The organism is Sorangium sp. So ce1335 (assembly GCF_051521615.1).
Classification (GTDB): Bacteria; Myxococcota_A; Polyangia; order Polyangiales; family Polyangiaceae; genus Sorangium.
On record NZ_CP150363.1, the window covers coordinates 8,645,231 to 8,668,859 of the forward strand.

General features: G+C 71.9%; 18 protein-coding genes. 11 read left to right on the forward strand and 7 right to left on the reverse strand.

The window, feature by feature from the left end; translation table 11 throughout:
* Positions 1-4: 4 nt before the first annotated feature.
* The 3 genes from WMF24_RS31930 to WMF24_RS31940 all read right to left on the reverse strand — a co-directional run bounded on the left by WMF24_RS31930 (position 5) and on the right by WMF24_RS31940 (position 3,378).
* Entirely contained in the window at positions 5-991 is a 987-nt protein-coding gene (locus WMF24_RS31930; RefSeq protein ID WP_437731203.1) for an NAD(P)-dependent alcohol dehydrogenase, read from the reverse strand.
* Between the two features lie 210 nt (positions 992-1,201).
* Positions 1,202-2,194, reverse strand: a complete 993-nt coding sequence (locus tag WMF24_RS31935; RefSeq protein ID WP_437731204.1) for a helix-turn-helix transcriptional regulator — start codon at positions 2,192-2,194, stop codon at positions 1,202-1,204.
* Between the two features lie 62 nt (positions 2,195-2,256).
* Positions 2,257-3,378, reverse strand: a complete 1,122-nt coding sequence (locus tag WMF24_RS31940) for a sterol desaturase family protein (RefSeq protein WP_437731205.1) — start codon at positions 3,376-3,378, stop codon at positions 2,257-2,259.
* A 535-nt stretch (positions 3,379-3,913) separates the two neighbouring features.
* Here WMF24_RS31940 and WMF24_RS31945 point away from each other — a divergent pair.
* The 8 genes from WMF24_RS31945 to WMF24_RS31980 all read left to right on the forward strand — a co-directional run bounded on the left by WMF24_RS31945 (position 3,914) and on the right by WMF24_RS31980 (position 13,254).
* Positions 3,914-5,548, forward strand: coding sequence for a glycoside hydrolase 5 family protein (locus WMF24_RS31945; RefSeq protein ID WP_437731206.1), 1,635 nt, complete (start codon positions 3,914-3,916; stop codon positions 5,546-5,548).
* A 78-nt stretch (positions 5,549-5,626) separates the two neighbouring features.
* Complete coding sequence (gene xylF / locus WMF24_RS31950; protein ID WP_437738880.1) at positions 5,627-6,715, forward strand: D-xylose ABC transporter substrate-binding protein; 1,089 nt, start codon at positions 5,627-5,629, stop codon at positions 6,713-6,715.
* A gap of 464 nt (positions 6,716-7,179) precedes the next feature.
* Positions 7,180-8,352 carry an aminoglycoside phosphotransferase family protein gene (locus tag WMF24_RS31955; protein WP_437731207.1) on the forward strand — a complete coding sequence of 391 codons (1,173 nt, stop codon included), beginning with the start codon at positions 7,180-7,182 and terminating at the stop codon, positions 8,350-8,352.
* A complete protein-coding gene (locus WMF24_RS31960; protein WP_437731208.1) occupies positions 8,349-8,882 on the forward strand; it encodes an adenylyl-sulfate kinase in 534 nt (177 codons plus the stop codon). Before WMF24_RS31955 ends, WMF24_RS31960 begins: the two co-directional genes overlap by 4 nt.
* Positions 8,883-8,892: 10 nt before the next feature.
* Entirely contained in the window at positions 8,893-10,494 is a 1,602-nt protein-coding gene (locus WMF24_RS31965; protein ID WP_437731209.1) for a protoglobin domain-containing protein, read from the forward strand.
* A 58-nt stretch (positions 10,495-10,552) separates the two neighbouring features.
* Positions 10,553-10,990, forward strand: a complete 438-nt coding sequence (locus tag WMF24_RS31970) for a response regulator (protein WP_437731210.1) — start codon at positions 10,553-10,555, stop codon at positions 10,988-10,990.
* A 253-nt stretch (positions 10,991-11,243) separates the two neighbouring features.
* Positions 11,244-11,642 (forward strand): CBS domain-containing protein, encoded by a 399-nt coding sequence (locus tag WMF24_RS31975; RefSeq protein WP_437731211.1) that lies wholly within the window; start codon positions 11,244-11,246, stop codon positions 11,640-11,642.
* A 217-nt stretch (positions 11,643-11,859) separates the two neighbouring features.
* Positions 11,860-13,254, forward strand: a complete 1,395-nt coding sequence (locus WMF24_RS31980) for a sigma-54-dependent transcriptional regulator (RefSeq protein ID WP_437731212.1) — start codon at positions 11,860-11,862, stop codon at positions 13,252-13,254.
* A 72-nt stretch (positions 13,255-13,326) separates the two neighbouring features.
* Here the strand turns inward: WMF24_RS31980 and WMF24_RS31985 are convergent, their stop codons facing one another.
* The 3 genes from WMF24_RS31985 to WMF24_RS31995 all read right to left on the reverse strand — a co-directional run bounded on the left by WMF24_RS31985 (position 13,327) and on the right by WMF24_RS31995 (position 16,687).
* Positions 13,327-14,448 (reverse strand): branched-chain amino acid aminotransferase, encoded by a 1,122-nt coding sequence (locus tag WMF24_RS31985; RefSeq protein WP_437731213.1) that lies wholly within the window; start codon positions 14,446-14,448, stop codon positions 13,327-13,329.
* A 275-nt stretch (positions 14,449-14,723) separates the two neighbouring features.
* Positions 14,724-15,377, reverse strand: coding sequence for an MBL fold metallo-hydrolase (locus WMF24_RS31990; protein WP_437731214.1), 654 nt, complete (start codon positions 15,375-15,377; stop codon positions 14,724-14,726).
* A gap of 32 nt (positions 15,378-15,409) precedes the next feature.
* The gene (locus WMF24_RS31995) at positions 15,410-16,687 is read right to left on the reverse strand and encodes a hypothetical protein (RefSeq protein ID WP_437731215.1); all 1,278 of its coding nucleotides are present in this window, start codon (positions 16,685-16,687) and stop codon (positions 15,410-15,412) included.
* A gap of 652 nt (positions 16,688-17,339) precedes the next feature.
* Here WMF24_RS31995 and WMF24_RS32000 point away from each other — a divergent pair.
* On the forward strand, positions 17,340-18,428 hold the full coding sequence (locus WMF24_RS32000; RefSeq protein ID WP_437731216.1) for a serine/threonine-protein kinase: 1,089 nt from the start codon (positions 17,340-17,342) through the stop codon (positions 18,426-18,428).
* Positions 18,429-18,524: 96 nt separating this feature from the next.
* On the opposite strand, the gene WMF24_RS32005 is transcribed toward WMF24_RS32000, so the two are convergent.
* Positions 18,525-20,252 (reverse strand): amidohydrolase family protein, encoded by a 1,728-nt coding sequence (locus WMF24_RS32005; RefSeq protein WP_437731217.1) that lies wholly within the window; start codon positions 20,250-20,252, stop codon positions 18,525-18,527.
* Positions 20,253-20,981: 729 nt separating this feature from the next.
* Here WMF24_RS32005 and WMF24_RS32010 point away from each other — a divergent pair.
* Both WMF24_RS32010 and WMF24_RS32015 read left to right on the forward strand, forming a co-directional pair.
* Positions 20,982-21,224 (forward strand): hypothetical protein, encoded by a 243-nt coding sequence (locus WMF24_RS32010; RefSeq protein ID WP_437731218.1) that lies wholly within the window; start codon positions 20,982-20,984, stop codon positions 21,222-21,224.
* A 252-nt stretch (positions 21,225-21,476) separates the two neighbouring features.
* A complete protein-coding gene (locus WMF24_RS32015) occupies positions 21,477-23,621 on the forward strand; it encodes a TOMM precursor leader peptide-binding protein (protein ID WP_437731219.1) in 2,145 nt (714 codons plus the stop codon).
* The last annotated feature ends 8 nt before the right edge of the window (positions 23,622-23,629 follow it).

Consider the following 23,629-nt stretch of genomic DNA (forward strand, 5'->3'; position numbering starts at 1 on the left):
GCGATCAGGACGGCGGGGCGATGGCGGCGGAGCGCGTGATCACCACCTTCCCGCGCGCACGCAGGGTCTCCACGTAACGGACCGCGTCCGGTACCCCGCTCAGGGGATAACGCCGATCGATCACGGGCCTGACGCTCCCCCCCTCGATCAGCGCCGTCAGGGCGGCGAGATCCGCGGCATCCGGCCGCGCCGCGTGGAACTTCATCGCTCTCGACCCGGACCACGGCCCCAGGAGCGCGACCCGAAGAAATGCCCCCGTGGTCCCTCCGATGAACATGTACGTGCCGCCGTCGCGCAGCACGCGGCGGTAATCCGAGATGGCTCGGTACGCCGCCGCGTCGAGGATCACGTCGTGTTCGCGCCCGCTCCGGGTGACGTCCACGCGCGTGTAGTCGACGACGTGATCGGCGCCGAGCGATCGCACCAGCTCGACGTTTCCGGTGCTGCACACCCCGGTCACCTCCGCGCCGAGCGCCTTCGCGATCTGAACGGCAAACGTCCCCACGCCGCCGGAGGCGCCGTTGACGAGCACCCGCTGCCCGGCCCGGACCCGCGCGCAGTCGCGGAGCGCCTGGAGCGCCGTCACCGCCGCCATGGGGACGGCCGCCGCCTCCTCGAAGCTCACGTTCGACGGCTTCGGGGCCAGCGCCGCCTCCGAGGTGCAGGCGTATTCCGCGAAGCCGCCCCACCCGTGAGCGGACAGGTCCCCGAACACCTCGTCCCCCACCCGGAACCGGGTCACGTTCTTCCCCACCGCCTCCACCCGACCGGCGATGTCCGCGCCCGGCACCCGATACCTCGGCGCGAAGAGGCCGAAGCCGGCGAACCGGAGGAAGAACGGGGCCGCCCGCATCATGTGCCAGTCGGCCGCGTTCACCGACGCCGCCTCGATCCGCACGAGCACGCCGTCGTCCCCGGGCACCGGCGTGGGGATCTCCTCGAGGCGCAGTTTGTCGGCAGAACCGTATTCGTACTGAACAATCGCCTTCATCGCACTCTCCCGGGCGAGGCTCCTCGCCGCCCGCTGCGATGGTGATCCCGGACGCCGTGCGCCGCCGCTCCGCGCGGGAGCCTTTCCGCTCCGCGCGGGAAGCGCCATGACCCGCGCCGGATCCCGGCGGTGCCTCGCACGGCCCCCACCGCCCGGCGCCGCCCCCGGATGCGGGCGCCGGGGCGGGCGTGCGTCGCGTCCCGGGACCGCTCAGCCCACCGTCGACGGGCTCACGCCGAACCGCTTGCGGAACGCGGCCGCGAACTTGCTCGGATTCTCGTACCCGACCCGCTGCGCCACCTCGGTCACGTTGCACGCGCGCTGGCGCAACAGGCGATGGGCCTCGTCCAGCCGGTGACTCCGGAGGTACGCGAAGACGGGCGCGCCGAAGAGCGCGCGGAAGCCCTCCTTGAGCTTCACCTCGTTCAGCCCCGCGTGCCGCGCGAGCTCCGGGAGCGTCGGCGGGTCGACCATGCGCGCCAGCAGGATGCGCCGCGCCCGCTCGAGACACGCGATGTCGTGCTGCGAGAGGAGCGGCGACGCCGCGCGATCGCTCTCCTCCAGCAGATCGACCATGGCCGCCATCAGCTCGAGCCCCTTGGCCTCGAGGTACAGCTGCCGTGAGACCCCCCTGGCGTCGCAGCCGAGGATCTCGTCGAGCAGCCGGTACAGGGGCGGCGACATGGCGTGCGCCGCGCGCGGGTACCCCCCGGTGTGGGCCACGATCCCCGCGATGGGCGCAGGAAGGACCTTCGCGCCGAGGAGCTCGCAGAGCCGCCGGCCGTCGATGGTCAGGCAGATGTTCTCCTGATCCTGACCGAGGGCCGACTCGTCCCATTCACAGACGAGCTTCATCGGCCGCTTCACCTGGCCGACGTGGAACGTCCCGCCCCCGAGGAGATGCCCGCCTCCATCGCTGCGCCTCACCCGCATGACGGGCCCCCGCGACAGGACGAACTCGAGCACCATCGGCGCGTGGTCGACGACCATCGCCGACGCCTGCTCCCACCGGCACCGGACCGCGGCGAGGGAGATGCCGGAGCGCAGGGTGAGGGCGCTGATGAAGCCCCTGTTCCCCCGCACGTCCCAGCGCACCCGGCGCTCGAACGGCGTGGGGGCCTCGATGGGCGCGGCGCTCCGGAGCACGCCGGCCGCGAACTCCTCGAGGTCGCGCTCGCTCCCGTCGAACCGCAGGGTGTCCATCGGGCCCATCATAGCACCCGCCGACCCCGGGCCGAGAGGCCCCCTTCCCGCGCGCCTGGCGCCTACGCTGGCGAGATCGGCAGCCCCTTCGGCGAGCCCGCGGCGGCCGCCTCGCCGCGCGCCGGCGCGGGCAGGAGCCGCCCGTCGAGCAGCGCGCCGATGGCGGTGAGCGCCGCGAGGAGCACCGCCGCCCCGGCCCACAGCGGGCCCGCGCCGAGGCCCGGCGCCGCGCGGAGGAACGCGATGGCGCCGAGCAGCGCCCCGAGGAAGAGCGCCCCGGCGAGCGCGCGGACCGGCCAGGGGCGCGCGACGTCGTGAAGGACATAGCCGGGGTCGGTGCGCAGCGGGCCCTCCTCGGGCGGCGTCGCCCCGGAGCGCCATTCCGGCGGCCTCAGAGAGACGAGCAGCTTGTCCCGGAGGCGCGGCTCCGCCGCCGCCATGCGCGCGAGCTTGCGCCACGGATCGAGGTTCGCGCGCAGCGCGCTGAAGCTCGCGAGCGGCTGGACGACGCCGTAGCGCGGGGGCGACGCCTCCGCGCAGAACGTGCCGAACAGCCGATCCCAGACGATGAGCACGCCGCCGTGGTTCCTGTCGAGATACGGCGCGTCGACGCCGTGGTGCACCCGGTGGTGAGACGGCGTGTTCAGCACCCACTCCAGCGGACCGAGGCGGCCGACGAGCTGCGTGTGAATCCAGAATTGATACAGGATGTTCAGCGTGTAGGTCGTGACGAGCACCGCCGGCGGGAAGCCGAGCAGGGCGAGCGGCCAGAAGAAAGGCCAGAAGAACGCCCGCTGGATCCAGCTCTGACGCAGCGCAACGGAGAGGTTGTAGTCCTCGCTCTGGTGGTGGACAGCGTGCGCCGCCCACAAGAAATTCACCCGGTGACTCGCGCGGTGCGCCCAGTAATAGCAGAAGTCGACCGCCACGAAGCAGGCGAGCCAGGTGGACACCGCGCCAGGCGACAGCCGGACCAGCGCGGCGCGCTCGAAGAGGAACAGGTACACGAGCACGCCGCCGCTCACGACCGAGACGAGGACCTGCTGCCCGACCCCGCACGACAGGTTGGCGAGCGCGTCGGAGAAGCGGTAGTCGCGGCGCCCTCGGCGGCGACACAGCCAGAGCTCGACGCCGATGAGCGCGAAGAAGGCCGGTACTGCAAGCAGGATCAGGCTCTGCGACATGCCCCACGCCCTCCGCGGAGCCGCCGCGCTGCGCACCGGCCCACGCCCGCTCATCGTAACCCGGACGCCGCCGGCGCGCCGGAAAAGACATCGAGACAGGCCCCGCCGGCCGGCCTCGAGCGCCACGCGCCGAGCCCCCGCGCCGCGCCCTGGACGCCCCACCCCCGGTCCGACACGCCCGGGCCCGCAGCGCCCCGCCCGGGCCAGACACGCCCTCGCCCGGAGGCCGTCCGGCGAGCCAAGGAAAGCCGGATCACGCCGCACGCGGGGCGCGGCGCAGGCGCAAGGGAGCCGCCGCACAGGGCACTCCCATTCTCTGTTGACGCTGAACCGATTAAGTGGTCTGGCACGAGCCGCCACGGCGGTAGCGGCACCCCGAGCGGAGATTTGTGATCGCGCGAAACTCGGGGGAGCTCGCGGACACCGCCGGTGGCACAGGCGGCGCTCGGCCGCGAGCCGGCCGGAAGATTCGAGCCCACAGCGCTCAGCCGTACTTGAGGAACGACACTCGAACCAGGTAAGGAACGAACCGACCATGAACAGAACCTTCTTGCTCGCTCTGGGTCTGCTCACCCTCGCCGCGTGCTCGTCGGAAGATCCGGCCGACCCCGCGACGTCCGGGACCGGCGGCGGCAACACCGGCGGCAACGACGCCGGCGGCGGCGGGGCCGGCGGCGACGCCGGCGGCGGCGATGCGGGCGGTGGCGGCGGGGACGGAACCGGCGGGGGCGAGGCGATCGACTGCGCCGAGAATGCCGAAAAGTGCTACGTCCGCGTCGACGGGAGTAAGCTCACGCTCGACGGCAAACCGTACAAGTACATGGGCACGAACTTCTGGTCGGCTCCCTTCGTGAGCCTCGAGCGCCTGCGCACCGAGCTGGACATCCTCCAGGCGCACGGCGTGCTGAACCTCCGGATCATGGCGCTCGCCGAGGGCGACATCCCGGCGTCGCAGCAGAACGACGAGGAGTTCGGCCCGCAGCGGATCTATCCCGCGTCGAACGACGCGCCCTGCGCGGACAGGACGCTGGAGATCTACGCGGCCCACCTGAAGAACGTGCTCGACGAGATCCACGGCCGCGGGATGAAGGCCGTGATGACCCTGAACGACTTCTGGCACTGGTCCGGCGGTATGCCCCAGTACATGAAGTGGGCGCACGAGCAGCCCGAGACCACCTGCGGAGAGGACTTCCGCGACTACCAGGTCGGCCTGACCCACCCCGAGACGGGCGAGGCGCTGCTCGCGGAAAACCACGAGGTGCCGTTCGCCAACTCGATCCGGTTCCAGCCGGGCACCGGCGAGGACTGCCAGGCCGTGGCCATCGACGCGTGGGCGATCCCGCACGCGGGCATCCTCGATCAGGACACGAGGCCCTGGGACGACCAGCAGCACCTCTCGAGCCTCTTCTTTTGCAACAAGAAGGCCCAGGAGTTCTACTTCAGCCGCGCGAAGGTCATCATCGAGAAGCTCAAGGACCACCCGGGGATCATGGCGTGGCAGCTCGGGAACGAGCCGCGCTCGTTCCGGGGCTGGGGCGGGGTCTTCAAGCTCTGGGTCGAGCGGAACGCGAAGTTCATCAAGGACATCGACCCGAACCACCTCGTCTCCATCGGCTCGGAGGGCGACCTGTCGTACAACTGGCAGGACTACGCCAACAGCGATTTCAGGGATTTCCACGACGTGCCCGGCGTCGATTACCTCACCTTCCACATCTGGCCCGAGAACTGGAGCTGGTACGACCCGTCGCCGACGATCGAGGACGACGCCCCGAACTCGCTGAGCGCGGCGCTCACCAAGACGAACGAGTACATCGAGCTCCAGCTCGAGCACGCGCGGGCGCTGAACAAGCCGATCGTCGTCGAGGAGTTCGGGCTCGCGCGGGACGACAAGTCCGAGGCGGTCGAGTCGCCCGTCACGAAGCGGAACGAGTACTACGCCACCATCTTCGATGCCGTCGTCGAGAACGAGGAGCTCGCGGGCGTCAACTTCTGGGCCTGGGCCGGGATCGGCAGGCCCACGGACGACGGAAACGACTACTGGCACCTCGGGGAGGACTACATCGGCGATCCGCCCCACGAGCTCCAGGGGTGGTACTCGGTGTACGACGACGACACCGAGACGCTGAACGTCATCATGAGCTACGCCGACCAGATCAACACAATCCAATAACCACGGCGGCTCCATCACAGCCCCCACATCCCTTCATCTGACGCGGAGGTCACCTTGATTCGTCGTTCTGCCTTTCTCATGGCGCTGCTCTCGCTCGCGTTCTCGGCCGGCTGCTCGAAGCCGGAGCCGGGCAACGAGGTGGGCGCGGGCAAGACAGAGGAAAAAGCCGCGAAGGGCGCGGACACCAAGGGTACTGACAAGAAGAAGATCACGATCGGCTTCTCGATGGATACCCTCAAGGAGGAGCGGTGGCAGCGCGACCGCGACCTCTTCAAGGCGAAGGCCGAGTCGCTGGGGGCCCAGGTGCTCGTGCAGTCCGCGAACAGCGACGACGCCCTCCAGAACTCGCAGGCCGAGAACCTGCTCACGCAGGGCGTCGACGTCCTCGTCGTCGTGCCCCACAACGCCAAGACGACGGCCACCATCGTCGAGTCGGCGCACAAGCAGGGCGTGCCGGTCATGGCCTACGACCGGCTGATCCTCGACTCGGACCTCGACCTCTACGTGTCCTTCGACAACGTCCGCGTGGGCGAGCTCCAGGCCGAGAGCCTCGTCAAGACGCACCCGAAGGGGAACTTCGTGCTCATCGGCGGATCCCCGACCGACAACAACGCGAAGCTCTTCCGCGAAGGGCAGATGAACATCCTGAAGCCGCTCATCGACAAGGGCGACATCAAGATCGTGGCGGACCAGTGGGCCAAGGACTGGCAGCCGGTCGAGGGGCTCAAGATCACGGAGAACGCCCTCACGAAGAACAACAACAACGTCACCGCGGTCGTGGCCTCGAACGACGGGCTCGCGGGCGCGGCCGTCCAGGCGCTCGGCGAGCAGAAGCTCGCCGGCAAGGTCGTCGTCTCGGGGCAGGACGCCGAGCTCGCCGCCTGCCAGCGGATCGCGGCCGGCACGCAGACCATGACGGTCTACAAGCCGCTCAAGCTGCTCGCCGAGAAGGCCGCCGAGCTCGCCATCAAGATGGCGAAGAAGGAGGACCTCGGCGAGAAGACGCAGACGGTCAACAACGGGAAGAAGGACGTCCCGAGCGTGCTCATCGCGCCGATCGCCGTGGACAAGAGCAACCTCGCCTCCACGGTGATCGCCGACGGGTTCCACAAGGTCGAGGACGTCTACAAGGACGTCCCGAAGGACCAGTGGCCGGCGGCCAAGTAGGGCCCCGCCGGGCGGCGCTCCCCCGCCTGGATCGCCGCCCGATGGCGCATCGCTGACGTCTGCCAGGACAACGATCCCGTTGAGCTAGCGAGAAATGAACCGCCAAGACGCCAAGGACGCCAAGAAGAAGACAATGTGTTGGCGTCCTTGGCGTCCTGGCGGTTCGAAGCTCTGCTCGTTTCAGGCGGGTTCAACCCGTTTGTTGCTCTAGCGTCTGCTAGCGTCTGCTAGCGTCTGCTAGCGTCTGATTGGCGCGCGTCTCCGCATCTCATCTCATCCGTCAGCTCCCGAGGCGCTGAGCCTGCCTCGCGCGGCGCACGTATCGCGCGGGGACGCAGGTCCTGCGGCGCGCCCGCGCGCGCGCGTCGTACGCCAGCGCCGTCGAGGCCGGACTCCGGCGCGGCCCGCCCTGCAACACCAGGCTCGTCAGCGCGCGGCGTGCTTCTTGCCATTCACGCGGATCGATGGCCACGTCAGAACGTCACCGCGCTCCCCCCGAGGAGCCCCAGAGCGCTCAACCCGTCTCGTCCGTCTCTCCCGTGTCGCCCGAGCCGGACCCGTTCGGCTCGGTCCGCCAGCTCGTCGAGGCCGTGTTGCCCGACGCGCGCGTGGTGGACGTCACCACCCTGGGGCCGGACAGCGCGCGCGACGATCTCACCGAGAAGGCCGCCGGGTACGGCGTGCCGCGGCGTATCACGGTGGCGCGGCGCGACGGCGCGACGCAGCGGCTGGTCCTGCACACCTCGACGGCGGACACGTTCGGACACGAGAGGCGGTCGGATCGCGCGGCGGAGATGCTGCTCGCGTTCGACACGTTCGGGTCGATCCCGGCGCACGTCCAGATCGTGGACGTCGGCACGCTGACCAGCGACCGCCGGTTCCTGTCGCTCGTCGACGCGGGCGAGTTCTACCTGCTCACCACGTACGCGGAGGGGCAGGTCTACGCCGAGGATCTGCGCCGGATCGCGGCGGAGGGCCGCGCGACGCCGCGGGATCTCGCGCGCTGCGAGGCGCTCGCCAGGTACCTCGTCGCGCTCCACGCGGCGCCCGGCGCGCAGCCGGGCAGCTACCGCCGCGCGGTGCGCGATCTCGTCGGCCACGGAGAGGGCATCTTCGGGATCATCGACGGCTATCCGGACGACGTGCCCGGCGCGCCGCCGGCGCGGCTGGAGGCCATCGAGCGGCGCTGCGTCGCGTGGCGGTGGAAGCTCCGCGGCCGCGACCACCGGCTCGCGCGCACGCACGGCGACTTCCACCCGTTCAACATCGTGTTCAACGAGCGCTCGCAGCTCACGCTGCTCGACACGAGCCGCGGCTCGCAGGGCGATCCGGCGGACGACGTCACGTGCCTGGCGATCAACTACGTCTTCTTCGCGCTGGACGCGCCCGGCGCGTGGGAGGGCGCCTTCCGCGCGCTGTGGCGGCGGCTCTGGCGGGTCTACCTCGACGAGAGCGACGCCGCGGGCGTGCTCGACGCGGCGGCGCCGTTCCTCGCGTGGCGGGCGCTCGTGCTCGCCAACCCCCGCTGGTACCCCGCGGTGACGCCGCGCGCGCGGGACGCCCTGCTCGCCTTCGCGGAGCGCGCCCTCGACGCCGAGCGCTTCGATCCGGACGACGCCGAGCGGGTGTTCGCGTGAGCGGCGGGGTCGTCTGGATCACGGGGCTCCCCGCGTCGGGCAAGTCGACGCTCGCGGCGCGGGTGCACGGCGTGCTCCTCGACGAGGGCCGCGCGAGCTGCCTGCTCGACGGCGACGAGGTGCGCGAGGCGATCGTGCCGCGGCCGGGCTACGACCCGCGCGGGCGCGACGATTTCTACGAGACCCTCGCGCGCCTCGCGGCGCTCATGGCGCGAAAGGGGCTCGTCGCGATCGTGGCGGCGACGGCGCACCGGCGCGCCTACCGGGAGCGCGCCCGCGCGCTCGCGCCGCGGCTCCTCGAGGTGTACCTGGAGGTCTCTCCCGAGGTCTGCCGGGAGCGCGATCCGAAGGGGCTCTACCGTTCGGCGGGCGCCGGCGCGATCGACGCGCTCCCCGGCGCGGGCCTCGACTACGAGCCGCCGCGCTCGCCGGAGCTCGTCGCGCGCGGCGGCGAGGACGACGCGGCGCTCGCGGCGATCCTCGAGCGCGCGAGGTCCTGGTCCGCCGCCGCGGACGTGTGCTCGTGGTAGGCTCGGCGCCGTGCCCGCGGAGGAGACGCTCTTCGACGAGATCAAGCGATACGTTCGCTTCAGCGAGGACGACGCGGGCCAGCTCGCCGCGTTCCGCCCGCACGCGGAGCCCCATTTCCCCCGCATCGCGGGCGAGTTCTACGACCGCATCCGCGAGCACGAGGGCGCCCACGAGATCGTCACCGGGGAAGAGCAGGTGGAGCGGCTCAAGGGCTCGCTCGTCCGCTGGATGACGCGCATCTTCACCGGGCCCTACGACGACGCGTATTTCGAGGAGACCGCGAAGATCGGGCGGTTGCACGTCCGGGCCGGGCTGCCCCAGCACTACATGTTCACGGCGATGACGCTCATCCGGATCGCCTTCGACGAGATCGCCGCGAGCGAGCTCGGCGCGCAGGCGGTCCCGATCCGGGCGGCGACGAGCAAGGTGATCGATCTCGAGCTCGCCATCATGCTGGAGACGTACCGGGACGACTTCCTCGCGCGCGCGCAGCGCGCCGAGCGGCTGGACCGGGAGGAGGTCGGCCGCACGCTCGCGCGCACGGAGCACCGGTACAAGAACGCCGTCGAGCTCGCGCGCGTCCTCGTCGTGGGCCTCGACGCGCAGGCGGTCGTGCGGCTGTTCAACCGGGAGGCCGAGCGGATCACGGGGCTCGGGCGCGAGGAGATCCTCGGGATGCCGTTCGTCGAGACGCTCCTGCCCGAGGAGCTCCACGCGGATCACGGCGCGCTCGTGAAGGAGGTGGCCGCGGGCCGCCGCGCCGACCCCGATCTGCTGGAGAGCAGCCTGCGCACGCGCGCCGGCAAGATCCGCGACGTGCGGTGGCAGCTCGCCTACGCGCCCTCCGCGGCGGACGACGAGGTGGTCCTGTTCGCGATCGGGCAGGACACGACCGACGAGAACGCGCTCGCCGCGCGCGTGCGCCAGAGCGAGAAGCTCGCCGCGGTGGGGACGCTCGCGGCCGGCCTCGCGCACGAGATCCGCAATCCGCTCAACGGCGCGCAGCTCCACGTGACCTTCCTCGAGCGGGGGCTCGCGCGCGCGGGCATGAGGGACCCGGACACGGCGGAGGCGATCAAGGTCGTCCGCGACGAGATCCGCCGGCTGTCCGTGCTGGTGAGCGAGTTCCTGGACTTCGCCCGGCCGAAGCCGCTCGTCGTGAAGCCGACCTCGGTCGCCTCGCTGTGCGAGCGGGTCGTCCGCCTCGCCCTCGCGTCCGACGGCGCCGGCGCGCAGGGCGAGGTGAAGGTCGACCTGCCGTCGACCGACATCGTGCTCGACCTCGATCCCGCCAAGATCGAGCAGGTCCTGTTGAACCTCCTCCGCAACGCGATCGAGGCGGTGGCGCCGGTCGAGGGCGGCACGGTCGTGCTCCGCGCCCGGCGCCAGCCGCGCCAGGCCGTCATCGAGGTGGAGGACGACGGCCCCGGCATCGCGAACCCGGAGGCGCCGATCTTCGACCCGTTCTACTCGACGAAGCCGAACGGCACCGGGCTGGGGCTCGCGATCGCGCACCGCATCATCACCGATCACGAGGGGACCATCGAGTTCCAGAGCCGTCCGGGGAAGACGCTGTTCCGCGTGACGCTGCCGATCCGCCTCTCCGCCTGAGCTCCCGCGCCCACACGAGATCCTTCGCGCTGGCACGTAAATTGGAGGATCGCCCGGCGTGGAACCGCTCAGCAACCAACAGCCGCTGATCCTCCTCGTGGACGATGATGCCCGCACCGCCCGCCTCCTCGCGCGCCTTCTCGAGGACGACGGGTTCCGGGTGGAGCTGGCCACGGACGGCGCGCTCGCGCTCGCGCGGCTCGCCCGGGCGCCGGTCCCCGACATCCTCGTGACGGACTTCCGGATGCCCCACGCCGACGGCATCGCCGTCGCGCGCCTCGCGAGGTCGCTCAGGCCCGGTCTCCCGCTGTTCCTGCTCACCGGCTATCCCGAGCTCGTGGCGCGGCTCGGGCGGGGCTTCGAGCCCGCGGCGGTGGTCCACACGAAGCCGGTCGACTACACCGCCCTGAGCGCCGAGCTCCGCTCCACCGTGGCGGCGGCGCTCTCGGGCGCGGCGCGCGCGCAGCCTGCTCTGTCCTCCCCTCCCCGCTGCTGAGCCGGCGGCCGGCGCGCCGGTCCCGGCGAACCGATTGCGCCGGCGTGCAACCGCTGCGGCGTGCGCCTCTCCGGTCCCCTCCGGCTCTGGCCATTCCCCGCTCCCTTCCGTGATTTTCGCGTCGAACGCCGGCCCGCGAGGCCGGCGAGGGCGCCGCGCGCGCCGGGCCATGCGCGGAGGAGCCAGGCCGCCCGGCTGGCGCGGGTCGTGCAGAGTTCAGGGCATGTCCCTCAGCCGCTTTGAACATGGCGCCGTGAGCGCCGAGCTCACCGAGACCGCCTCCGCCGTCGCGCGCAGGATGCGCGACTTCCGCGTCGGGTGCGTGGTCGTCACGCAGGGCGCGCGCGCCATTGGCATCCTCACCGATCGCGATCTCGTGGTGCGGGTGATGGCCGACGCGCGCGAGGCCGAAAGGACGCTGGTGTCCGACATCGTGACCTACGACCCGACGACGCTCCAGCAGACCGACAGCATCGAGACGGCGCTCCGCCTGATGCGCGAGCGCGGCGTCCGGCGGCTGCCGATCGTTCGTTACGACGGCAAGGTGACCGGCATCGTCACAGCGGACGATCTCACCGTCCTGCTCGCCGAGGAGCTGGCCGACCTGGGCGCCGGCATCCACCAGAACGTCGACAACACAGACAGCCGCTGACGGCGCGCCGTCGTCCCTGGGACCGCGCGAGGCACGCGAGTCAGGCGCAAGCCGCGCAAGCCCACGCGCGAACCACGCGCGCGGCGCGCGCCCCGGGCGCGGGTCTTGCGTCGCCCTCGGGGCGGTGCTTGCCTGTCGCCCTGACGCGCTGCGGTCGGAGGAGGGTCGCGACGCCCCACAGGCGCGGTATCCTCCGGCGGTCTTCGGAAGGGACGACATGAACGCCGAGAAGAGACAGAGCTCCAGGGTGCTCGTCGTGGACGACGAGGCGAGCGCGCGCTCGGGGCTGGAGAAGCTCTTGCGACAGGAGGGCTATGCCGTCGACGCGGCCGGCGACGGCGCCGAGGCGCTCGAGCTCGCGGCCGAGCGGCCGCCGGACGTCGTCGTCACCGACCTGAAGATGCCGAAGATGGACGGGATGGCGCTGCTCGGGAAGCTCCGCGAGCAGGATCCGGCGCTGCCGGTGATCGTCGTGACGGCGTTCGGGGACGTGGCCTCGGCGGTGCAGGCGATGCGGGCGGGGGCCGAGGATTACCTGACGAAGCCCGTCGACTTCGACGCGCTCCTCCTCTCGATCGAGCGGGCGCTGGAGCGGAGCGCGCTCCGGGTCGAGGCGGAGAACCTGCGCCGGCAGCTCCGGGAGCGCGAGGGCGAGGGCGTGGAGGGGCTCATCGGGGCGAGCCCGGCGATGCAGAAGGTCTACCGGATGGCCCGGCAGGTGGCGGGCGCGCGGGCGACGGTGCTCATCACCGGCGAGAGCGGCACCGGCAAGGGCGAGCTCGCGCGCGCGATCCACGCGAAGGGGCCGCGCGCGAAGGCGCCGTTCGTGACGCTGCACTGCGCGGCGCTCGCGGAGTCGCTCCTGGAGAGCGAGCTGTTCGGGCACGAGCGCGGGGCGTTCACCGGCGCGGACAGGCGGCGTATCGGGCGGTTCGAGCAGGCGCACGGGGGGACGCTGTTCCTCGACGAGGTCGGCGAGATCGCGCCCGCGACGCAGGTGAAGCTGCTCCGGGTGCTCCAGGAGAGGACGTTCGAGCGCGTGGGCGGGAACGAGACCGTGTCGGTCGACGTGCGGCTCATCGCGGCGACGAACCGCGATCTCGTGACGGCGGTGCAGGAGGGGCGGTTCCGGGAGGACCTCTACTACCGGCTCAACGTCGTCCACATCGACATGCCGCCGCTGCGCGTGCGGGACACGGACGTGCTGCTGCTGGCGAACCATTTCCTGCGGCGGTTCGCCGCCGAGAACCATCGCAAGATCGAGGGGTTCACCGATCAGGCGCGGGCGAAGCTCGTGGCGCACCGGTGGCCGGGGAACGTGCGCGAGCTCGAGAACGCGATCGAGCGGGCCGTCGTGCTCTGCGACGACACGCGGATCGACGCGGAGCACCTGCCGATCGACGCGGCGCCGGTCGCCAAGGGGGCGCTGAGGGTACCGGGGGCGACCATGGCGGAGATCGAGCGGTACGCCATCCTGTCGACGCTCGAGGCGACGAACGGGTCGACGACGCGCGCGGCGGAGCTCTTGGACATCAGCATTCGAACCATCCAGTACCGGCTGCACGAGTACGGGATGTCGGCGAAGTCCAAGAAGGCACAGACGGCCGAGTAGGCCCTTCCGATCTTCCGTGAGGCCCGGCCCCCGCGGAGGGGGCCTGCGGTCCGCGAGGTGGACAGGGGCTCGTCAGGTGACGTCGTGCATCCAGCCGTGCGTGTCGGGGGCGAGGCCGTGCTGGATGTTGAGCAGGGCCTCGCGGAGGCGCGCCGCCACGGGGCCCGTCTCGTTGTTGTGAATGGCGAAGGTGCCCTCGCGGGACTTCACGGCGCCGATGGGCGTGATCACCGCGGCCGTGCCGCACGCGAACGCCTCGGTCATGCGGCCGTCCTGCACGGCAGCGCGCCACTCGTCGAAGGTGACCTTGCGCTCCTCGGCGCCATGACCGAAATCACGGGCGAGCTGGATGATGCTGTCGCGGGTGATGCCAGGAAGAAGCGTGCCTGTCAGCTCGGGCGTCACGAGCACGGTGCGGCCACCCTCCTGGTAGACGAAGAAGATGTTCATTCCGCCCATCTCCTCGACATACCGGCGCTGGACCGCGTCGAGCCAGACCACCTGCGCGCACCCCTCGGCCGCCGCGTTCATCTGCGCGAGCAGGCTCGCCGCGTAGTTGCCGGCGAACTTCGCCGCGCCCGTGCCGCCCGGCGCCGCCCTGACGAAATCCTCGGAGATCCAGACCGTCACGGGCTTCACGCCCTGGGGGAAATACGCGCCGGCAGGAGACGCGATGACCACGAAATCGTACTCGCGCGAGGAACGCACCCCGAGCGCCGTCTCGGTCGCGAACATCAGCGGACGAACATACAGGCTCTCGCCCACCGCCGCGGGCACCCACGCGCGATCCTGACGGATCAGGGCGTCGACGGAGCCCACGAACAGCTCGACCGGCATCTCCGGCATCGCCAGCCGCCGAGCAGAGCTGTTGAAGCGATGCGCGTTCGCCTCCGGCCGGAACGTCTTGATGCGCCCGTCCGGCTGGCGGTAGGCCTTGAACCCCTCGAAGATCGCCTGACCGTAGTGCAGCACCATGGCCGCCGGATCCAGCGTGATCGGCGCGTACGGCCTGAGCTGGCCCCTGAGCCAGCCGCCCCTGTCCGCCGAGTACGGGATCGCGACCATGTGCTCGGTGAACACGCGCCCGAAGCCGGGGCTCTGCATGCGCTGCGCGCGCTCCGCGTCGCCGAGAGGATGCTGCGTGGGGAGGATCTCCAGATCGACCTTCGTGACCGGCGCGCTTTCGGTGCTCATCGTGCTCGACTTCCGCGACGGACAGCGGTCGACCGGCTCAGGGACGCCGACGCTGCTCTCGCCGTACGGCATTTTTCAGAAGAATCCTGGCAGGATGCAAGCACTTTCTCGCGGAAAGACCGCGCCGGCGTGCGGGCTGCTCCAGCCGGGCACGCGCCAGCGCAACGGTTCGTTCCATGCGCGCGCCACCTGCGCGCCGTGGGGACGACTGCGCCCGTCTGCAACGCACGAGCTCGCCTCGCCGGCGGCTCAACCGCGCGAGCGCGGGCGGGGCGTCACGCCCTCACATAAGGATTTCTGTCGCGCTCCTCGCCGATCGTCGTGGAAGGGCCGTGTCCGGTCACGACCCGCGTCGACGGGTCGAGCGTGAGCAGCTTGCCCCGGATGGACGAGACGATCGCCCGCGCGTCGCCGCCCCACAGGTCCGTCCTGCCGATGCTGCGCCGGAAGAGGGTATCCCCGGTGAACGCCACCGCGCCCGCCGGCGACGCGACAAGGAACGACACGCTGCCGGGCGTGTGCCCCGGCGTGTGGAGCACGTGAAGATCGAGCCCGCCCGCCTTCACCACCGCGCCGTCGTTCAGGTCGCCGTCGATCTCGCACCGCTCCGGCGTCGCGATGCCGAGGAACGCCGCCTGCTCCGGGAGCATGTCGTAAAGGAAGCGATCGGCCTCGTGAATGCGCGCGGCCGCGCCCGACCAGCGCTGGAGCGGCGCCGTGGCGCCGACGTGATCGATATGGGTGTGCGTGTGCACGATGGCCGCGACCTTCGCCCCGGCCCGCTCGAGGCGGGCGCGGATCGCGTCGAAGTCGCCGCCGGGATCGATGACCACCGCGCCCTTGCTGGCAGGATCGACGAGGATCGAGCAGTTGCACCCCAGCGGACCGACGGGAAACGTCTCGAGCAGCACGGGGCGAGCTTGTAGCACGCCCCGGCCCTGGGCCGCATTGGGCGGGATCGCTATTTCAGAGCGCTCTCGATGGTGCCGTTCGAGCCGAGCCCGTTCGTCCAGTAGACGCGCTCCGCGTCGAGCGCGATTCCATAAGGCGACGCCTCCCGCGCGGCGAACGCCCCGACGACGCCGTTCGGCCATATCTTGATGATGTTCACCGACTCGGGGTCGGTCACATAAACGCCGGTCCTGTCGGCGGCGATGCCCCGCGGGTTCGGCAGCTCGGTCAGGAGCGCGGTGACCTCCCCCTGCCCGCCGACCTTGGGCGCGCGCATCACGTTGCCCGTGCTGCCGGTCGTCCAGTAGACGTGGTTCGCGTCGAGCGCGATCTCGCGCACGTTGCCCTGCATGTCCGCGATCTTGGTGGGCCGCGCGTCGCCCGTGGAGTCCTTGGGTGCGGCCATGACGCTGCCCGTGTCGCCGTTCAGGGGGAGGACGGTCCAGTAAACATGGGTGTCGTCGACGGCGACGCCGTGGGGCGACCCCGCGCCGCGCCAGATGTTGACGAACGGGCCGTTGCCGTCCGAGTCCTTCCGCGCGCGGACCACGGCGCCGCCGCCCTCGCGGTTCGTCCAGTAGACGAACTCGTCGTCGAGCGCGACGCCGAAGGGCGCGCTCTGCGCTGCGGCAAGGGCGACCGGCGCCTCGTCGCTCCCGCGCCGCCACCGCATCACCGCGCCGGTGTACGGGTCGCGCCGCCCCTGGCTGACCCAGAAGACGTGCGTCGCGTCGGCCTTGATGCCCGCCGGGTCGACCTGATCGGACGCGATGACGCTCACCTCGTCGCTCTCGTGCGACCACTGCATGACGGCGCCCTCGTCCCCGTTGGTCCAGAACACGTCGCCGCCCGCAACCGCGATGTACAGCGGGTCTTGCTGCCCGGTGGCGAGGACCCGGGTGGGGACGCAGGTCCCCTCCTGACACGTGCCCCGGCACGCGACGGGGCAGGTGCCGCAGTGGAGGGCGTCGCCCATCACGTTGACCTCGCAGCCATTCTCGGCGTCCGCGTCGCAGTCGACATAGGTCTCGCCGCACACCGGAGGATCCACGATGACAGGCCCCTCGCCGCCGGCGCCGCCCATGCCGCCTGCGCCTGCGCCGCCGCCGCCCTCACCCGGTGCGCCCCCGCCACCGCCCTCGCCCGGCGCGCCGCCCTCGCCTCCCCCCGACGACGCCGTGCTCCCCGGCCCCGTCCCGCCGCTGACAAAGAGGCTCGACGCGTCCGGCGAGGAGCAAGCTGCCACGGCCAGCCCGGAAAAGACCGCGAGGAGAACGGTGCGACGCATTGTGCTCTGCATGGAAACCTCCACCCATACAGGGTACACGAGCCCGTCGAGAAAACGCATCTGGGAACTTGACGTGTCGCGTGGGCCGCGTTCGTCCGCGCACGACAGGCGCGGATGTGGGGTGTTCGTGGCAGATCGGTGGACGCACCGCGCGCGCCGCGAGCGCCGTCCGCCGGCGCCGGATCGCGATGACATCGCGGGATCTGCCGAGAGGTGGTCCAGGGCAGCGGGCGGGCGGGCGGCGCGCGGCCGGATCGGGGCGACGGCGCGACTCCGTATCTCGCCCGGGAGCGCGACTCTGCACCTCGACGGACAGCGCCTCTCGTTCACTGTGCCGCCACGGTGCCGCGAGCTCTGCCGCCACAGGCCCCTTGGCGACGTGGCGCACGCGGGGCCCGAGAGCTCCAGCCTCGGCGCTCGCGGGCGCTCGCTCGCAGCGGCGCGCACGAGCTCGCGTCCGTCCCGAGGCCCGACCGGGACGATGGCGCTGGACCCGGAGGGGCGCTACCCTCGGGCGCCGGGTGTCTGAGCGCACGATGTCAGCCAGGGTGGAATCGCCGTGCCGCCGCGAGGCGCCTCGCGGGCACGGCGCTGTCCTGCGCGCCGTGCGCCGGCGCGGCGCGCGGGCGACTCGGCCCGGAGGCGCAGCCGCATGAGCGGGTCCGTGTTCATCGCCGGGGGCAAGGCGAGCGACGCGGCGCACGAGCGGGCGATGGCGCTCATCGGACGCACGCTCGTCCACCGCTACCGCATCGAGGAGCTCGTGGCGATGGGCGGCATCGCCGCCGTCTTCCGCGCGACGAAGCTCGCGACCGGCGAGGACGTGGCCGTCAAGGTGCTCCACCCGGACGCCGAGGAGCTGCCGGAGCTCATCGAGCGCTTCGAGCGCGAGGCGATCGCCGGCCGTCACATCTTCCACCCCAACGTCGCGGCGGTCTACGAGATCAACCAGCTCGACGACGGCGCGTGGTTCATGGTGATGGAGTTCATCCGCGGCGTCACGCTGCGCAAGCTCATCGACCAGGGGCCGGTCCCGCCGCTCCGCGCCACGAACATCGCGCGGCAGCTCGCGACCGGCCTGAACGCGGCGCACGACATGGGCATCGTGCACAGGGACGTGAAGCCGCTCAACGTGATGGTGCTCGACGGGCCGGAGGAGCGCGTCCAGCTCATCGATTTCGGCCTCGCGAAGGTGCCGGTCGAGCAGTTCGCGTTCACCACCGACGACGGCTCGCGCCGGTCGCTGACGAACGCCGGGGTGCTGCTCGGCACGGTGGCGTACATGGCGCCCGAGGCGGCGCTCGGCATGCGCTCGGTCGACCGGCGCGCCGACCTCTACGCGCTCGGCGTGATCCTGTACGAGATGCTCGCGGGCAAGCACCCCTTCACGGCCGTCGATCCCCCGGCGCTGTTCGCGCAGCACCGGGCGACCCCGCCGCCGCCGATCGCCGAGCGCTCCCCTGGTGTCGTCGTGCCGCCCGCGCTCGAGGCGGTGGTGATGCGCCTGCTCGCGAAGGACCCGGACGACCGCTTCCCCCACGCGCGCGCCGTGGTCGTGGCGCTGGACGCCGCGCTCCAGAGGATGAGCGCGCCGGACCGGCTCAGCATCTCCGCGCCGGCCAGCCTCAAGGCCGCCGCCAGCTTCCTCGAGCGGCGGACGTCGCGCGCCGTGCTCGCCGGCGCGGGCATCCTGTTCTTCACGCTGGGGAGCGTGATCGCCTGGCTGCTCGCGTCGCGCTGAGCGCGGCGCGACGCGGCGCGCGGCGGGCCGACGGGCGACCCGCCGCCGCGCGTCGCGCGGCGCGGCGACGAGGCCCCGCGCCGCGCCCGGATCGGCCTACTCGCAGACGCCCACGGGGAGCCCCGCGATCGCCGAGCGGTCGACGCACTTGCCGCCGCCCGGGCACGCCGCGGCGCGCTCGCCGCGCGGATCGCAGAGGTCCTTGCACGTGATCGACGCCTCGTCGCACACGCTGCCGGGCGCGCAGGCGTAGAGGCCGTCGCACGGCTGCCCGCCCGAGCCCGCGCCCGCGTACCAGCACGACGTCGCGCCGTTGCCAAGGAACACGCACGCGGCGCCGTTCGCGCAGTCCTGCGCGAAGAGGTCGCAGCCGTCGCCCTCCGCGCAGGAGCCGCCCGTGGGCGAGCCGCCGTCGAGGAGGCACGCGCTGCCCGGCGCGCAGGCCGAGGGGCCGTCGCATATCGCGGCGCAGCGCTGATCCGGGCTGCACGACAGCGCGTCGCCGCACTCGGGCGCGGCGAGGCACGTCGCGCCGGGGCCGGCGCCGGTCCGCGGCTGCGTCGCGAGGCTCGTCCCGCGGGGCAGCGCGAGCGCGTCGCGATCGAGGAGGACGCCCGCTCTGTAGACGCGCGCGACCCGCTCGAGCGCCCCGACGTCGGCGAGCGGATCGCCGTCGACGACGAGCACGTCCGCGATGGCCCCTTCCTCGATGCGCCCGAGATCGGGCCGCCCGAGCACGTCCGCGGCCGTGCGCGTCGCGGCGGCGAGCGCGTCGGCCGGCGTCATCCCGGCCTCGACGAGGAGCGCGATCTCGCGACGAAGGGCGAGCCCGTGGAAGACGGCGGGGTTGCCGGCGTCGGAGCCGGCGGCGATGGTGACCCCGGCGCGGTAGCAGGTGAGGAGGTTGGCCGCCGCGTGCGCGCGCCATTCCGTCACGAGCTGCTTGTAGCGGGCTGTCCTCATGTCCGCGAGCAGCGACGGGTCGCGCAGGGCGGCGATCACGTCGGCGGGCACGTCGTCGCCGAGGGCAGGATCGTCGAGCTCGGCGAGCGCGCCGTGGGCCGCGCGGTAGAGCCCGTCCATCACGGCGAGGGTCGGGATCACGACCGCCCCCGCGGCGGCCATCCGGCGCGCGAGCTCGGGCGAGATGAGGTCCTGATCGGGGATGTGCGCGAAGCGCGTCACGCCGCCGTCGAGCGCGACCTCGATGTCGGCGGCCTCGGTCGCGTGGGCGATGACGCCGACGCCCGCGGCCCCGGCGGCGTGCGCGATGGCCGCGACGGAATCGGAGGAGAGGCGCGGGAGCGGCTGCGATCCCCCCGACTCGAGGACGATCTTGATGACGTCGGGGGCGTCCGGGAGCAGCGCGTCGAAGGCCTCGTCGACGTCGGCGGGAGAGTCGATGAAGCGGCAGAAGTCGCCGGGCGGGCTGCCGAGAGCGCAGGGGTGGCCGCCCGTCGCCGTGAGCAGCGGCCCGGCGGCGAAGACCTGCGGCGCGAGGACCTCGCCGGCGCGGGCGCGCGCGCGCTGCTCGAAGATGACGTGCTGGGACGAGCCGAGGTCGAGGTACGAGGTGACGCCCGACCGGAGCATCGCCTTCGTGTGGTCCTCCAGGTGGAGGTCGCCGTCGTGATACGCATATGGCCCGGCGACGCTGAGCGAGTGCACGTGGAGGTCGATCAGCCCGGGGAGCACCGTCTTTCCGGTGACGTCGACGACCTCGCCGCCCGCGACCTCGACGCCGCGCTCGTCGAAGACGACCTGCTTCACGCGGTCGCCCTCGATCACCACCGTCGCCCTGGCCGCGCGCGCGCCGTCGAACACCGTACCTCCCTCGAGTACGACGCAGCCCGCACACCCCACCTCGATGAGGGCGTGAGGCGACGAGCGCTCGTCGGCGCCGCAGCCTGCGAGCCATGTTGACGAAGCAAAGATAAACGAAGAGAGGCCACCTATCGCCAGTCCGAGCGAAGTACGGTACATGACAATCCTTTGCTGAGGGGCGCGCGCGCCCAAGAGAGGCGGGCCCGGTACCGGAAGAAGGGGCCAAGAGGCAATTCAATGAGGCCGCGGCCATCGCCCGCTGGATGCGCGCGCGCACACGTGCCGCGTACTCCAGGGTTGTTCGGTCAGCGCGGGACCACGCGACCGAGGCCGTCCGTCCTCGACACGCCCCCGCGGCGCGCCGGCCTGAGCGGATGACCGCCCCAGGACACAGACGAGCTTGGCAAACGAGCCTATCCAGGAAGCAACAGCGGCGCGCCGGATCGCGCACAAGGCGCGAGTACAGGAGAGCGCGCGCGACGTTGCCTCGGCCTCCTTCGCAGTCGACGTGACGGCGATCAGGGCCAGCCAGGAGAGCCGCCATTCATGGGATGCGAGAGACACGCGAGCTCGCGAGCACCCCTGTGGAGCGGTCGAGCCGCTCGCGCCGCCCGCGGGATGAAGCGGCCTGGATGACAGGGAATCCAAGCGACGTCCGTCGATGGGCGACGAGCCATCGGATTGACGAACACCCTTTGCGCACCTCATCTACTCGTGGGAGGCTCTGCGATGAGTGACTCAAACAACGGAAATGTCGCACCGAAGGATCTGGATGTATTGGTGAAGGAGATCCGCAACGCCATCGACGAACTGTCGAGCAGGCTGGAAGCGATGGAGACGGCGATTCCGACCAGCTACCACTGCGGCGGCTGCGGCGGCTGCGGCGGCTGCGGCGGCTGTCGCCACTGCGGCGGCTGCGGCGGCTGTCGCCACTGCGGCGGCTGCGGCGGCTGTCGCGGCTGTCGCCGCTAGCTCCCCCGAGGCCAGCGACGCCGCTCGACGGCGCGCCGGAGCGAGACGAGGGGCTCGATGGTTCAAGAAAGGCATCTTCCCGTCTTCGTGGGCTCACCCTCCTCGAGCGAGCCCGCGCGCCGTCCGCCTGCGGTTTTCCTCTCCTGGCTTGTTGGGGCGCCGCTCCTCGAGCGCCGGGATTGAACCTCTTCGCTGAAGGCGCAGCGCGGGCCAGTCGAGCGCCGCCGCGCTGCCCTTTCCTGGAGATCTCGCGTGGCCATTCAACTGCCCAGCTCTTCAACCGCCGCTTCATCGCCTGAGGGGACCGCCCCGCCTGCGCCGGAAGCGCACGAGAGCCTCGAGCGTTCGCGTGTCCTCGTGGTCGGGCTCGAGCCGTGGGGCGCCGTCGCGGCCACCGAGCTCGCGTCCGCGGGCGTCGGCGCGCTCCACGTCCTCGACGACAGGGAGGTCACGGCGGACGATCTCGGCCCGTTCGCCGAGGCGGATCTCGGGGAGGACCGCGCGCGCGCGCTCGCGCTCGCGCTGTCGCGGATCGCGCCTGGCAGCGCGATCACGCCCGGGGCGCTGCGCGCGTCCGCAGAGGGCCTGCTCGTCCAGGAGGACACCGGCTGGGATCTCATCCTCGCGTGCGTCCCGGGCGATGATCTCCTCGTCCTTCAGGGCGTCGCCCGCCTCGCTCACGCGGCGAATATCCTCTCGCTCAGCGCGCACCTCGAGGGGCTCGAGGCGGTCATCGGTCCGGCCGTCGTGCCGGGCGAGACCGCGTGCTGGAACTGCTGTCGCCTCCGGAGGCTCGCGACCAGCGATACGCGAGAGGTCGATCTCGCGCTCCAGGCGTCGCTCCTCGCCGGGCGCCCGGGGCGCCGCGCGCGCACCTACCTCGCGCCGACGCCGGCTTTCCTGGGCCACGCCGTCGCGCTCGCGGCCATCGATCTGCTCGTGAACCGCGCCGCGTCGCGGCTCGCCGGCCATTTCGTCGTCCAGAACCTCGTCGACCTCGAGGCCTCGCTCCACGCCGTCCTGCAGATGCCCTGGTGCCCGGTCTGCGGCGGCGCCGCCGACGCCCTGCGCGCGGGGCGGGCCCCGAGGGGCCCGCGCGCGCGCCTGCGCGACGCGCGCGATCCGGCGGAGCTCCGCCGGCTCCTGGCCGGCGTCGTCGATGCGCGGGCGGGGATCGTCCAGCACCTCAGGCTGGGCGCGATGAGCCCGGCGCTCGCCCCGGAGACGCCGCTCATCGCCACCGCCATCCTCAGCAACACAGCCGACGTTTCGACGCACGCGCACGCCTCGGATGAGCCCCAGGTCGGCACCGGAAAGGGCACCACCGCCATCGACGCGCTGATCAGGGCGACGGGCGAGGCGGTCGAGCGCTACTCCGCCGGGCTCTTCAACAAGGAGGAGCTGCTCCGCTGCCCGGTCGCCGAGATGAAGGGCGACTTCATCGCTCCGGAGCGGCTCTGTCCTTACGACGAGGCGCAGTACGCCCGCCCCGGGTTCCCCTTCGCGCGGCTCGACCCGGCCACGCCGATCGAATGGGTCCTCGGGTGGTGGCTCGACACCCGTGAGCCCGTGTACGTGCCGGCGCTCCCGACCTACTTCGATTACTGCGCCGGGCCCGGCGCCCATTTCTGCCAGGTGACCTCGAACGGGCTCGCCGCCGGGCCGACGCTGGAGGCGGCGTCGCTGGGGGCCGCGCTCGAGCTCATCGAGCGCGACGCCTTCATGATCTCGTGGCTCGCTCGCCGGCCAGGGCAGCGGATCTTGCCCGACGACGCCGTCGACGCCGAGGTGCACGAGGTCGCGCGGCAGCTCGAGGAGCACGGCGCCCGGATCGAGCTGTATCTGCTCGACGCGGGCATCGCGGTCCCCGTGGTCATGTGCGTGGGATACGGGGACGGCAAGCGCTGGCCCGGCGCGATGGTCTCGATCTCCGCCCACCTGAGCCCCCTCACCGCGCTCAGGAAAGCCGTCCTGGAGCAGGGGCAGACCGTCCGTTACGTCTCCCGCCTGATGAAGGACGTGGCGCTCGCCATCCCCGAGCGGCCGGAGGACGTGCGCACGCTGGAGGATCATGCGCTCTACTACGTCCCCCCGGACCGGGCCGCGGCCTTCGCCTTCCTCCGCCAGGGCGGCACGGTGACCGCCGCCGAGCTCGAGGAGCCCGAGCACACCTCGCTGTCCGAGCTCGCCCGGCGCGTGCAAGCCGCGGGGCTGCGCATCGCGATCGTGGACGTGACCTCGCCCGATCTCGTCGCGACCCCCTTCCGCGTCGCCCGGGCCCTCGGGCCCGACTTCCAGCAGATCCATTTCGGCCACGAGCTCGCGCGGCTCGGCAATCCGCGCCTGCGCTCGCTGGCTTCCCGCGGGATCAACCCCGACCCTCACCCGATGGCCTGAGCGAGGAC